Source organism: Salinifilum aidingensis (genome assembly GCF_054782015.1).
The window spans coordinates 167,451-179,896 of record NZ_BAAGTH010000007.1 but is presented as its reverse complement, the minus strand read 5'-3'; the positions used below and the strand labels follow the sequence as shown (position 1 = coordinate 179,896).

11 protein-coding genes are annotated in these 12,446 nt (G+C 73.1%); 1 reads left to right on the top strand and 10 read right to left on the bottom strand.

Annotated features, from left to right (window positions below; all coding sequences use genetic code 11):
* Positions 1 to 80 precede the first annotated feature (80 nt).
* Positions 81 to 1,262 carry an MFS transporter gene (locus tag ACYVJE_RS11740; protein ID WP_459159086.1) on the bottom strand — a complete coding sequence of 394 codons (1,182 nt, stop codon included), beginning with the start codon at positions 1,260 to 1,262 and terminating at the stop codon, positions 81 to 83.
* Between the two features lie 262 nt (positions 1,263 to 1,524).
* On the opposite strand from ACYVJE_RS11740, the gene ACYVJE_RS11735 reads away from it, so the two are divergent.
* The gene (locus tag ACYVJE_RS11735; protein ID WP_461144453.1) at positions 1,525 to 2,979 is read left to right on the top strand and encodes an amidase; all 1,455 of its coding nucleotides are present in this window, start codon (positions 1,525 to 1,527) and stop codon (positions 2,977 to 2,979) included.
* A gap of 170 nt (positions 2,980 to 3,149) precedes the next feature.
* On the opposite strand, the gene ACYVJE_RS11730 is transcribed toward ACYVJE_RS11735, so the two are convergent.
* The 9 genes from ACYVJE_RS11730 to ACYVJE_RS11690 form a co-directional block, all read right to left on the bottom strand.
* Positions 3,150 to 4,343: an acyl-CoA dehydrogenase family protein gene (locus ACYVJE_RS11730; protein WP_461144452.1), complete on the bottom strand. Its 1,194-nt coding sequence runs from the start codon at positions 4,341 to 4,343 to the stop codon at positions 3,150 to 3,152.
* On the bottom strand, positions 4,340 to 5,563 hold the full coding sequence (locus ACYVJE_RS11725) for a CaiB/BaiF CoA transferase family protein (protein WP_461144451.1): 1,224 nt from the start codon (positions 5,561 to 5,563) through the stop codon (positions 4,340 to 4,342). Before ACYVJE_RS11725 ends, ACYVJE_RS11730 begins: the two co-directional genes overlap by 4 nt.
* A 188-nt stretch (positions 5,564 to 5,751) precedes the next feature.
* On the bottom strand, positions 5,752 to 6,606 hold the full coding sequence (locus ACYVJE_RS11720) for a 3-hydroxybutyryl-CoA dehydrogenase (RefSeq protein ID WP_461144450.1): 855 nt from the start codon (positions 6,604 to 6,606) through the stop codon (positions 5,752 to 5,754).
* A gap of 125 nt (positions 6,607 to 6,731) precedes the next feature.
* Positions 6,732 to 7,376, bottom strand: coding sequence for a zinc finger domain-containing protein (locus ACYVJE_RS11715; protein WP_461144449.1), 645 nt, complete (start codon positions 7,374 to 7,376; stop codon positions 6,732 to 6,734).
* Entirely contained in the window at positions 7,301 to 7,549 is a 249-nt protein-coding gene (locus tag ACYVJE_RS11710; RefSeq protein ID WP_461144448.1) for a DNA-formamidopyrimidine glycosylase family protein, read from the bottom strand. Before ACYVJE_RS11710 ends, ACYVJE_RS11715 begins: the two co-directional genes overlap by 76 nt.
* A 103-nt stretch (positions 7,550 to 7,652) precedes the next feature.
* Positions 7,653 to 8,558 (bottom strand): serine hydrolase, encoded by a 906-nt coding sequence (locus tag ACYVJE_RS11705; protein ID WP_461144447.1) that lies wholly within the window; start codon positions 8,556 to 8,558, stop codon positions 7,653 to 7,655.
* Positions 8,559 to 8,732: 174 nt separating this feature from the next.
* Positions 8,733 to 9,734, bottom strand: coding sequence for a sugar ABC transporter substrate-binding protein (locus ACYVJE_RS11700; protein WP_461144446.1), 1,002 nt, complete (start codon positions 9,732 to 9,734; stop codon positions 8,733 to 8,735).
* A gap of 57 nt (positions 9,735 to 9,791) precedes the next feature.
* Entirely contained in the window at positions 9,792 to 10,793 is a 1,002-nt protein-coding gene (locus ACYVJE_RS11695) for an ABC transporter permease (RefSeq protein WP_459159078.1), read from the bottom strand.
* On the bottom strand, positions 10,786 to 12,309 hold the full coding sequence (locus ACYVJE_RS11690; protein WP_461144445.1) for a sugar ABC transporter ATP-binding protein: 1,524 nt from the start codon (positions 12,307 to 12,309) through the stop codon (positions 10,786 to 10,788). The genes ACYVJE_RS11695 and ACYVJE_RS11690 overlap by 8 nt, the downstream gene beginning before the upstream one ends.
* Positions 12,310 to 12,446 lie beyond the last annotated feature (137 nt).

Genomic DNA, 12,446 nt, shown 5'->3' with positions numbered 1-12,446 from the left:
CCCGGACGGCAGACCGGCTCCATCCTGGTACGCGCGCACGAGCAACGGCAACGCCGCGGGCCGGACCCCACCCGGCCGGGTCAACCGCGCGAGCGCGGGACGAACAGCAGCAGCCCGGCGGCGAGGAGCGCGGCGGCACCGGCGGCGCACCACGCCCAGGAGGTCCCGCCGTGCTGGGCCAGCACGCCGAACAGCAGCGGGCCGAGGCTGCCGCCGAGGTAGATCCCGGTCTGGGTGAACGAGGTGGCGCTGGCGACGCGGCCCGGGGCGATCGTGGCCACGGCGAAGTTCAGCAGGCCCGGCCAGGCCCACCCGGCGCCGAACGCCACGGCCACGCCCACGAGGAACACCGCGGGGACGGGCACCGCCATGCAGCCGTACCCGATCGAGCCGCCGACGAGCATCACCGTGATCACCCGCACCAGGTCCGGTGCGGTGCGGTCGGCCGCGATCCCGGCGAGCAGGCGCACGGACAGGCCCACCAGCGAACCGAGGGACAGCACCAGCCCGGCCGCGGCGGGGGCGAAGCCGACGTCCACCGCCGTGGTCGTCACGAACGCGCCGAGCGCGTTGGCGGCCGCCGAGGCGAGCCCGCCCGCGATCGCCAGCAGCAGCAGCGGGCGCAGCAGCCCCGCGGGACGTCCCCGCCGAGCTCCGCCCCCGGTGGCGGAGCGCTCGGCCCGCGGCCCCCCGGGAACGACCGCGGCGGCGAGCAGGGCCAGCACTCCGGCCGAGACGAACACCCAGCGCCACCCGATGGTCAGCGCGATCGCGGGCACGGCGATGCCGGCGAGCAGCGTGGCCGCCGGGATGGAGGACTGCTTGACCCCGAATCCCGTGCCGCGCCGGTGCTGCGGGACACCCTGCGCGATGAGCAGGTTCGACGCGGGTTGGCCCAGCGCGTTCGGCAGCCCGGAGAGCCACAGCACCGCCAGCAGCCAGACCTCGTTGGTGGCCGGCGCCAGCGCGAGCAGGCACGCGCCGCTTCCCAGCGCGGCCAGGCGCATGCCGCGCCGCGCGCCGATGCGTTCGACGAACCACCCCATGCCGCGCGAGGCCGCCGCGGCCACGCCGAAGAAACCGGCGGTGGCGATGCCGAGCAGCGCCGCGCCGAAGCCGAGGTCGTGCTGGAGCTGGACGGCGAGGCCGCCGACGAGGAACACGGGGAGCACGCCGGCGGTGACGACACCGGCCACCGCGGAGAGCACGCGCGCCGGACCGACGGGGAACGACCGCCGCCGGTCGAGGATCGCGGTCGACATGCGCCTCCTCCCGCGGCCTCGGCGGCGTCCGCCGGCCGCACCGGTGCACGCCCGCGGAGGTCACCTTTCTGACCACAGTGGACAGACAGGGGCGGGCGCACCACGCCCGCCCCGCTCCAGCCTGCGCCCGCCCGGCTGCGCTTAGCAACGCTAACGTGATGCAGGCCTCCTCGGGCGCAGTGATGCGCGTCACGCCGATTGACTCGGCCGCACCGGGCGGGTCAAGGTCGACTCCGACAGTGCCGAGCTGTGGAGGTCAGCGGTGGACGTCGATCCGGGATCCGGCATCCCCTCGTCCCTCGTCCCCGAACCGGTCCTGCTCGACGCGGTGGAGCTGTCCTGGTCGATCCGGCGGCGGGACATCTCCTGCGCGGAGGTCATGCGCGCCCACCTGGAGCAGATCGACGCGCTGAACCCGCACCTCGGCGCGATCGTCAGCAGGGCCGACACCGAGTCCCTGCTGCACGAGGCGCGCCGCTGCGACGAGGAACTCGCCCGCGGTGAGCACCGCGGCTGGCTGCACGGCCTCCCGATGGCGATCAAGGACCTCTCCCACGCCGAGGGGTTCCCCACCACCGGGGGATTCCCCGCCTTCCTCGGCGAGACCGCCAAGGCGGACGACCCGTTCGTCCGGCGCATCCGGGCCGCCGGCGGCATCATCATCGGCAAGACGAACGTCCCCGAGGCCGGGCTCGGCTCGCACACGTTCAACAGCGCCTTCGGCACCACCACCAACCCCTACGACCGCACCCGCGCGGCCGGCGGCAGCAGCGGAGGCGCCGCGGCGGCGCTGGCCGCGCGGATGCTGCCCGTGGCCGACGGCAGCGACTTCATGGGGTCGCTGCGCAATCCGGCGGCCTACTGCAACGTGGTCTCGCTGCGCCCCGGTTTCGGGCGCGTGCCCGCCCCGGGGTTCGTCAGCAACCCGGCGGTGACCGGACCGATGGGGCGGACGGTGCGCGACATCGCCATGCTCCTGTCCACGATGGCCGGTCCGGACCGGGGTGCGCCGATGAGCCTGCGCGACGACCCGGCCGCGTTCGCCGCACCCCTGCACTCCGAACCCGGCGGCACGCGCATCGGGTGGATCGGCGATTTCGGCGGGAAGATCCCGACCGAACCGGGCGTGCTCGAGGTGTGCCGGGACAGCTTCGCCACCTTCCACGAGATCGGCTGCACCGTCGAACCGGTGACCGACCCCCCGCCGCCCGAGCAGGCCTGGGAGACCTTCCTGCTGTGGCGGCACTGGATGCTCGGCATGCAGTGGGCGGGCGTGGACACCACCGCGCTGGAGGCCACCAAGCCCGAGCTGCGCTACGAGCTCGCCGGGTACGAGCGGCTGAGCACCGCCGACGTCGCGCGGGCCCTGCAGGGGCGCAGCGACTGGCACGCCGCGGTCGACGCGCTGTTCGACCACTACGACTTCCTGCTCGCGCCGAGCGCGCAAGTGTTCCCGTTCGACGCCGCGCAGCGGTATCCGGAGGAGATCGCCGGCGTGCCGATGGACACCTACCACCGGTGGATGGAGATCGTCGCCCCCTGGACGCTGTCCGGGCACCCCGTGCTGAACCTGCCCGCGGGCTTCCGGAACGGCCTGCCGATGGGCGTGCAGGTCATCGGACCGGACCACGACGAGTGGTCACTGCTGCGGCTCGGCCACGCCTACGAGCAGGCCAGCGACTGGGTGCACCGCGCGCTGCCACCGGTGCTGCGCTAGGAACTCCGCGCGCGGATCGGTGGCCGCGTGCCCGGCCGCCCCTGCCCGTCGGGCAAGCGGCGAAGCCGCTTCTTTCCCACGCACGCAGGCCGACCCGACGGGGGTTCTCCGGCATCGCCTCGCCGGAGGCCCCTACCCGAGCCACGACGCCGGCCGTTCCGCGGACCCCCTCAACCGCGGAACGCGGACTCGCCGGTGAGCGCCTGCCCGATCGTCAACGTGTGCATCTCGGGGGTTCCCTCGTAGGTGAGCACCGACTCGAGGTTGGTCATGTGCCGGATCACGGGGTACTCCAGGGAGATCCCGTTGGCCCCGAGGATCGTGCGGGCGGTGCGGGCCACCTCGACGGCCCCGCGCACGTTGTCCAGCTTGCCGAAGCTGATCTGCTGCGGCAGCAACGTACCGGCGTCCTTGCGCTTGCCGAGGTGCAGCGCCAGCAGCCGCCCGTTCTGCACGCGCACCGCCATGTCGGCCAGCTTCTGCTGCGTCAGCTGGAACCCCGCGATGGGGCGGCCGAACTGCTCGCGCTGCGCGGCGTAGTCGCGCGCGGCGCGCAGGCAGGCCTCGCCCGCGCCCGTCGAGCCCCAGACGATGCCGTAGCGCGCCTCGTTCAGGCAGCTCAGCGGACCACCGAGCCCGGTGGCCTCCGGCAGCATCGCCGCATCCGGCACGCGGACGTCGTCCAGCACGAGCTCGCTGGTCACCGAGGCGCGCAGGGAGAGCTTGTGCTTGATCTCCGGCGCGGAGAACCCCGGGGTGTCCGTCGGCACGACGAACCCGCGCACACCGTCCTCCGTGGCGGCCCACACCACCGCGACGTCCGCGACGCTGCCGTTGGTGATCCACATCTTGCGGCCGTTGATCACCCACTCGCCGCCGTCGCGGCGCGCCGCGGTGCGCATCGCCCCCGGGTCGGAACCGTGGTCCGGTTCGGTCAGCCCGAAGCAGCCGAGCGCTTCGCCGGAGGCCATCGCCGGCAACCACTGCTGCTTGTGCTCCTCGGATCCCCAGCGCCAGATCGCGTACATCGCCAGCGAGCCCTGCACCGACACGAGCGAGCGCAGCCCCGAATCGCACGCCTCGAGCTCGGCGCAGACCACGCCGTAGTCCACTGCGGACATCCCGGCGCAGCCGTAGCCTTCCAGGTGCATGCCGAGCACGCCGAGCTTGCCGAGTTCCCGGGCGATCTCGCGCACGCGCGGGAACTCGCCGCTCTCGAACCACTCGCCGATGTGCTCGTCGACGTAGTCGCGGCACAGCGCGCGGACCGAGGAGCGCATCGCGAGCTGCTCGGTGCTGAGCTCGGCGTCGATGCCCAGCGGGTCGTCGGGGTCGAAGGGGGGCTTCTTGCCGCTGCCGCTCATGATCGGTGCCTCCTCGTCGTGGTCCCCGCGAACGGTTCCCCGAAGCCCGCCGCGGGCCCGGAGCCGTTCCCGGGGACCTCCTGCGCAAGCCAGGACCGGATGTCGTCATTGTGCTCACCGAGCCGCGGCGGTGCGAGGGTCTCGTCGAGCCGCGCGTCGTACTCGGAGAAGTCGATGGGCATGCGCGCCTGCGGGCTCGCGCCCTCCTGGCGCACGGTGGGCCGAAGCCCCAGGGTTTCGGCGTGGTCGACAGCGCCGGCGAGATCGTTGACCGTTCCGCAGGCCACGCCCACCAGGCTCAGCCGCTGCTGCCAGTCCGCGGCCGCGCGGGCGCCGAGCACGTTCTCCAGCTCCGCCACGAGCTCCTCGCGGTTGGCCACGCGCTGCGCGTTCGAGCAGAACCGCGGGTCGTCGGCCATCCACACCAGCCCCAGGGTGTCGGTCAGGCGGCGGAACTGCGCGTCGTTGCCCACGGCCACGGCCAGGTGGGCGTCCGCGCAGCGCAGCGTTTCGTACGGCGCGACGCTGGGGTGGCGGTTGCCCATCCGATCCGGGCTCTCGCCCGTGGCCAGGTACCCGCTGAGCTGGTTGACCAGCCCGCCCAGCAGGCTGGACAGCAGGTTGACCTCGATGTGCTGGCCGCGACCGGTGCTCTCCCGCTGGCGCAGCGCGGCCATGATGCCCAGCGCTGCATCCTTGCCGGTGAGCACGTCGACCAGCGCCACGCCGACCTTCGTCGGCGGGCCCTCCGGTGCGCCGGTGATGCTCATCAGGCCTCCCACGGCCTGCACGACGAAGTCGTAGCCGGGCAGGTCCGCCCCCTCGGTGCTGCCGAAGCCCGAGATGGAGGTGTAGAGCAGTCCCGGGTTGAGCTCGCTCGCGCTGCCGTAGTCCAGGCCGTACCGCTGCAGCGAACCGGGGCGGAAGTTCTCCACGAGGACGTCGGCGCGCCGGACGAGCTCGCGGGCGAGCGCCCGGTCGCCCGGATCCTCGAAGTCGAGGGTGACGCTGCGCTTGCCGCGGTTGAGCGCCTCGAAGTAGGACGACTCGCGCTCCGTCCACGGTGGACCCCAGCTGCGGGTGTCGTCACCGGTCCCCGGCCGCTCCACCTTGATCACCGTGGCGCCGAGGTCGGCCAGCAGCATCGTCGCGTAGGGCCCCGCGAGGACCCTGCTGAAGTCCGCGACCACGAGGCCTGCCATGGGCTGCGCTGCGGGCACGGTGACTCACCTCCCCGGTGCCGGTGCACCCGGCGCTGCGGCTCCGGCGCACGAGCGCCCTCGGCCGTTCGTCCTCGCCGAAAGTTGGATCCAATATACAGTTCGTGGCCCCGCGGTCAACATCGCGCGAAACGCGGGACCGGGCCCGTCCCGCGGGACGGGCCCGGTCCGCGGCGCCGCGGACCCGCTCAGTGCTCGTAGAAACCGCGGCCGGACTTCTTGCCGGTGAGCCCGGCCTCGACCATCCGCCGCAGCAGCGGCGGGGCGGCGTACTGCGGCTCGCCGAACTCCTCGTGCAGGCAGTCCGCGATCGCCTTGAGCGTGTCGAGCCCGACCATGTCGGCCAGCGTCAACGGACCCATGGGGTGGGCGCAGCCGTGGACCATGCCCGCGTCGATGTCCTCGGCGGTGGCCATGCCGTTCTCGTACATCCGGATCGCCGAGAGCAGGTACGGCGTGAGCAGCGCGTTGACGATGAACCCGGCGCGGTCCCGGGCCTGGATGACCCGCTTGCCCAGCTGCTCGGTGGCGAACGCCCGGGCCGCGTCGATCGTGCCGGCCCCGGTCAGCGCGCTCGGCACGAGTTCGACGAGGTGCAGCACGGGCACCGGGTTGAAGAAGTGGACACCGAGAACCTGCTCCGGACGCCCCGTCGCGCCCGCCAGCTTCGAGATCGGGATCGACGAGGTGTTCGACGCCAGGATCGCCTCGCCGGCGACCACCGAGTCCAGCTCGCGGAACAGGTCGAGCTTGACGGACTCGTCCTCCGAGGCGGCCTCGATCACCAGCTGCCGGTCCGCCAGCTCGGACGTGCCGGTGACGAACCGCAGCCGGCCGAGCGCCGCGTCCCGGTCCCCCTCGGCGAGCTTGCCCGCCTTGACCGCCTTGTCCAGCGACTTCGCGATCCGCTCCGCGGCGGCCTCCGCGGCTTCGTCGTTGATCTCGCGGACGACGACGTCCGCGCCCGAGCGGGCTCCCACCTCGGCGATGCCCGCGCCCATCTGTCCGCCGCCGACAACTCCCAGGCGTGCAATCTCGCTCACCAGTGCATCCCCTTCCGTACGCGCCTGCGGCGTGCTGCGCCGCAGATCATGGCAAACCATGCGGTTACTCACGGGTAAACCACGCGCGAGCACACCACATCCGAGCGCATCGCGGCCACCCCGGTCTACTCGTCCGGCTGGCAGCGGGGGCACCACACGGTGCTGCGCCCGCCCACCCGGGCGCGCGACAGGCCGTTCCCGCACCGGGGGCAGACCGCGTCCGCCTCGTCGCGCTGGCCGGTCAGCCAGGAGCCCCCGGCGGGAACCCGGCCCGCGCGCACCGCGGGACCGAGCACCCCGGCGATCGCCCGGTGCAGCTGGCCGATCTGCGCCTGGGACAGCCGTCCGGCCGCGCGGTGCGGCGGGGTGCGCGCCCGCCAGAGGATCTCGTCGACGGTGAGGTTGCCCAGCCCGGCCAGCACCGCCTGATCCATCAGCACGGGTTTGATCTGCTTGCGCGATCCCCGCAACCGCTCGGCGAGCTCGCCGCGCGTGATCGTGCGCGCGTCCGGGCCGAGCTCGCCGAGCAGCGCGTCGACCCCGGCCTGCTCGCGCACCAGGTGCAGGCCGGCGAGCTTGCGCATGTCCCGGTAGCGCAGCTCGGCGGTGCGCTCGTCCTCGGCGGCGAGCGCGAACATCACGCGTTCGTGCGGGTGTTCGGCCTCATCGGCAGCGCGCCACTCGAAACTGCCGGTCATGCCGAAGTGCGCCATGATCCAGGGGAAGTCGTTGTGCCCCTGCGGGCCCGAGGGGTCGGCAGCATGAGCCACTTGCCGTGCCGCGCGGGATCGCCGAAGCACCTGCCGGTGACCGCATCGCGGAACTCCTCGGCGGAGGCACCGTGCACCACCGCGGAGTCGTGCAACCGGACCGACCGGATGCGCGACCTGGTCGCACGCGCCGCAACGCGGCGGAACCCCTCCACGTCCGGCAGCTCCGGCATGTCCGGGGCGTACCCCGACGCGGCACCGCGTACTCCCGGTGGGCGGCCGGGCGCGAGCAGGAGGTCCCTCCCGGACGGGCGCAGCGGGCGAACCGCGGACCCGCTACGGCAGCGCGGCGTCGACGCGCTCGGCGACCCGGTCGAGGCGCTGCCGGGCGGCGTCGTATCCGTCCGAACTGGGCTGCCGCGACAGCAGGGTCACCGCGAACCGGCCGCGCTGCTCGAGCATCCCGGAACTGTGCACTTCGATCGCGCCGTCGACGCAGCACATCCACCCCTGCTTGACCGCTGCCCCGCGCACGCGGGCCAGCCCGAACCCCTGGTCGAACCCGCTGGCCGCGATGCCCGGCCGCGCGGCGACCGACCGCAGCACGAACTCCCGGTCCGCGCTCGGCAGCGCGCGCACGACGTAGCGGTACAGCCGGGTCATGTCCCGGGCGGAGACGAGCGTCTCGCCCCACTGCGCCGGATCGGCCGGCGGACGGGTGTCGGTCAGGTGCGCCGCCCGCGTCACGCGCCGCACGGCGCCGCGGCCGTCGTAGCGGCTCCACAGCGCGTTCATCGCCTCGTCGTCGCTGGCGGCGAGCGCCCGGCGCATCCACCGCCTCTCGTGCTCGGAGACCGCCAGCCCGTCGTGCGAGCGGCGCAGCACGTCGACCACGACGAAGAGCTTGACCAGCGAGGCCGAGTGCACCGGCCGATCAGCACCGCGCCCGGCGGCGAACTCCCCGGTCTCGCCGTCCCACACCGCGGCGTACACCTCCCGCCCGGGGTGCTCGGCGTTCCACGCCTCCACCGCGCGCACCGCCTGCCTGGCCTGCCCCGTCGCCCGGGCCGTCTCCACCGCGGCCGACCGCGTCGCCCCCGCCGGTCCGGTGCGCCCCGTCGTGCTGTCCGCCCCGGGCAGCACCAGGGCCGGCAGCAGCAGCGCGAGGACCCCCAGCACCGCGGGCAGGGCGGACCGCCCACCCCGGCGGGCGGAGCGCTGTTCCGATCCCGTTAATCGCATGCTCAGCTCCGCGAGGTCGTCCGGGTGCCCACCGGGCACCGGTCCTCCGCCGAGCTACCCGCGGCCGTGCGGCCACAAACGGGCGCGCCGAGGTCGACTTCCCCAGCGCACAGGTCTCGCTCCCACGGGTGACGCGCTGCTCGTCCACGCGCCGGGTCGCGCGTGGACGGCGGATCACTCCGGGGGTTTCGCGCAGGCGGGGTGCAGCAACCGCTGCACCTCCGGGGCGTCGACGTTGCCGCGCGTGATCACAGTGGACCCCGTGTCCGTGTCCCGGCTGGGCGTTCGACCGTGCGCCTTGTCCACCGCCGCGCGCACGGCCGAACGCCCCATCTCGAAGGGGTTCTGCGCTATCAGACCGCTGATCACGCCCTCGCGCAGCGAAGCGATCTGCTCCTGCGAGGTGTCCCAGCCGATGATCTCGATGTCCCCGGCCCGGCCCGCCTGGCGGACGGCCTCGGCCGCGCCGAGCACGCTGGGCTCGTTGCCGGCGTAGATCCCGTCCAGCTCCGGGTGGGCGGTCAGGATGTCCTGCGTGACCTGCAGCGCCGTGTTGTAGCTGCTCTCGCTGGACTGGCGCGCGACGAGTTCGAGGCCGAGATGCTTGCGCAGGCCGCGCTGGAAGCCCTCCACCCGGGTGTCGTTGGTGTTCGTGCCGGGTTGGAACTCGACCAGCGCGATCTTGCCCCGCCCGCCGAGCTGCTGCGCCAGCAGGTCGGTTCCCCGCTCGGCCGCGGCGACGTTGTTCGTGGCGTACACGGGCACGTCCGCGGGCTGCGGCGTGGTGCCCGAGTCCATGTTCACCACCTGCGTGCCCTGCTCCTCGGCCGTGGCGGTGACCTGCGCCATGGCGCGCGCGTCGGTGGCGGCGTAGACGAGTCCGTCCAGGTCGCCCTGCACGAGCAGGTCCTGCAGCAGGCTCTGCTGCCCGCTCACGTCGGTCTCCTCGGTCACGCCGTCCCAGTGCACGTCCACGCCGGGGCCGCGTGCGGCGCACTCGGCGCCGACGCGGACCTTCTCCCAGAAGCTGAAGCCGATGGCCTTCGGCACGACCGCGACCTTCACCGGGCCGCTGCCGGGCTCGACCGCGCCGGATCGCTCGTGGATCTTCACCTGGCAGCCGGCGACGAGCAGCACCGCCGCCAGCACGCAGGCCAGGGTCTGCCACTTGCGCATCTGCTCGCCTCCCGTCTCACCGAGCCGTGCGTTCCCGCGACCGGACGCGGCCGGCGGTCATCCGGGCTCGCGCCCCAACTTGCGGCGCTGGTAGATGTCCCACCACACGGCGATCCAGATGATCACGCCGATGAGCACGTTCTGGTAGAAGGTCCCGATGTCGAGCTGGACGGCGCCGTTGCGGATGACGGCGACGAGGAAGGCTCCGATCAGCGAGCCGAGCACGGTGCCGCGTCCGCCCATGAGGCTGGCACCGCCGATGACGACCGCGGCGATGACGTCGAGCTCGAGGCCCTCGCCGAAGTTCGGCTGCCCCGAGTTGATCCGCGAGGCCGCGATCATGCCGCCCAGGCCGGCCAGCGCGCCGGAGAGGACGTAGACGTAGGTGGTGTACAGCCGCACCGGAACACCGGACAGCCGCGCCGCCTCCATGTTCGACCCCATGACGTAGGCGTGGCGGCCCAGGCGCGTGCGCGTGAGCACCAGGTGACCCGCGACGGCCACGAGCGCGATCACCAGGATCGGGATCGGCAGCACGCCGATGACGCCCTGCCCGAGCAGCCGGAACGAGTCGGGCGCACCGAAGACCGCCACAGCACCCGTCATGATCAGCACGACCCCGCGGGCGACGCTGAGCATGCCGAGCGTGGCGATGAACGGCGGCAGCCCGACCACGGACACGAGCACTCCGTTGACGAGCCCGGCGAACGCGCCGATCGCGATGCCGCCGAGGACGCCCAGCAACGGGTGCATGCCGAGCTGGGACATGATCAGCACCCCGGTCACGCCGGAGAGCGCGGCCACGGACCCGACGGACAGGTCGATGCCGGCGGTGATGATCACCAGCGTGACGCCGATGGCCATCACGGCGTTGACGGAGGTCTGCGAGCCCAGGTTGAACAGGTTGTCCGCGGTGAGGAACGACGGCGCCACGATCGACAGCACGACGAAGATGACGATCAGCGCGCCGGCGGCGGCCACCTGGGACACGGCGCCGGAGACCCGGTCGGGCAGCGCGCGGAGGAAGCTCTCGGATCGTTCCGGTGTCTGCTCAGTCATGGTTGTCCTTCGCTCCCGTGGCGAGTGCGATGACGCGTTCCTCGGAGAACTCCTGGCGAGCGACTTCTCCGGTGATGCGCCCGCCGCGCATCACCAGGAGGCGGTCGCACATGTTGAGCAGTTCGGGGAGGTAGCTGGAGATGAACACGACCGCTTTGCCGCGGCGCGCGAGTTCGTCCATCTGGCCGAACATCTCGGCTTTCGCACCGACGTCCATGCCCCGTCCGGGTTCGTCGAAGAACAGCACCTCCGCCCCGGTCTCCAGCCACCGCGCGAGCACGACCTTCTGCTGGTTGCCACCGGAGAGCGTGCTCACGGGACGGCCGAGCCACGGTGCGCGGATCCGCAGCGCGTCGCGGTACCGCTGCCCCGCGCGGCGCTCCGCCCCGAGGTTGATCAGGCCGTGCCACATCGGCAGGTTCGCCAGGGTGATGTTCTTGTCCACACCGAGCTGCAGCGCGAGCCCGTCGTGCTTGCGGCTCTCGGTCAGGTAGCCGATCCCGGCGTCGATCGCGTCGGCGGGGCGGCGGATCCGCAGCCGTCGACCGTCCAATGTGATCTCACCGGTGTCGGGGAGCTCGGCGCCGAAGACGGCGCGGGCGAGCTCGGTGCGCCCGGCGCCGACGAGGCCCGCGAGCCCGAGGATCTCCCCGGAACGCACCTCGAAGGAGACGTCGTGGACGTGCGGCTCGCGCGAGAGCCCGGAGACCCGCAGCCGCACCTCGCCGGTCCGGCGCTGCGAACGCGGGTACAGGTTCTCCACGTCGCGGCCGACCATCGAGCGCACCAGCAGCGCTTCGTCCATTTCGGACACCGGCTGCGTGGCGACGACCGCCCCGTCGCGCATGATCGTCACCCGGTCGCCGATGCGGAAGATCTCGTCGAGCCGGTGCGAGATGTACAGCACGGCGATGCCCCGGTCGGTGAGTTCGCCGACGAGCTCGAACAGCTCCTCGGCCTCCTGCTCGGTGAGCGTGGCCGTCGGCTCGTCGAGGATGAGCACGCTCGCGTCCACCGCCAGGGCCTTCGCGAGTTCGACGCGCTGCTGCTGCGCCGTGGACAGGCTGCGGACGCGCCGCTGCGGGGAGACCTCCAGCCCCACGCGGCGCAGCAGCTCGCGGGCGGCGCGCCGCTCCTCCGCGCGCGAGATCCAGCCCGCGCGCCCGGGTTCCCGCCCGATGAACAGGTTCTCGGCCACCGAGAGGTCGCCGGCCAGGGCGAACTCCTGGTGCACCATCGAGACGCCCAGCCCCCGCGCCGCCGCCGGGCCGCGGTAGTGCACCGGGGTACCGCCGATCGCGATGCTGCCGCTGGTGGGCTGCTCGGTCTGGGCGATGAGCTTCATCAGCGTGGACTTGCCAGCCCCGTTCTCGCCGGCGAAGACGTGGACCTCCCCGGGCGGGACCTCGAGCGTCACGTCGGAGACGGCGACCACTCCGGGGAACCGCTTGCCCACCCCGCGCAGCGCCACAGCGGGGATGGGCTCGGAGGACGGGGGCCGCACCTGGTCGCTCACCGCGAGCCTCCCCTCAGACACCGGCGCCATCCGCTCGCAGTGGTGTGGATCATACTCATCCGTGCCACTCCGGGAAAGGGAACGAGCACGTGCAGTATTCACCCGGCTCCGCCGCCCCGCACGCCGGCGGTCCCGCG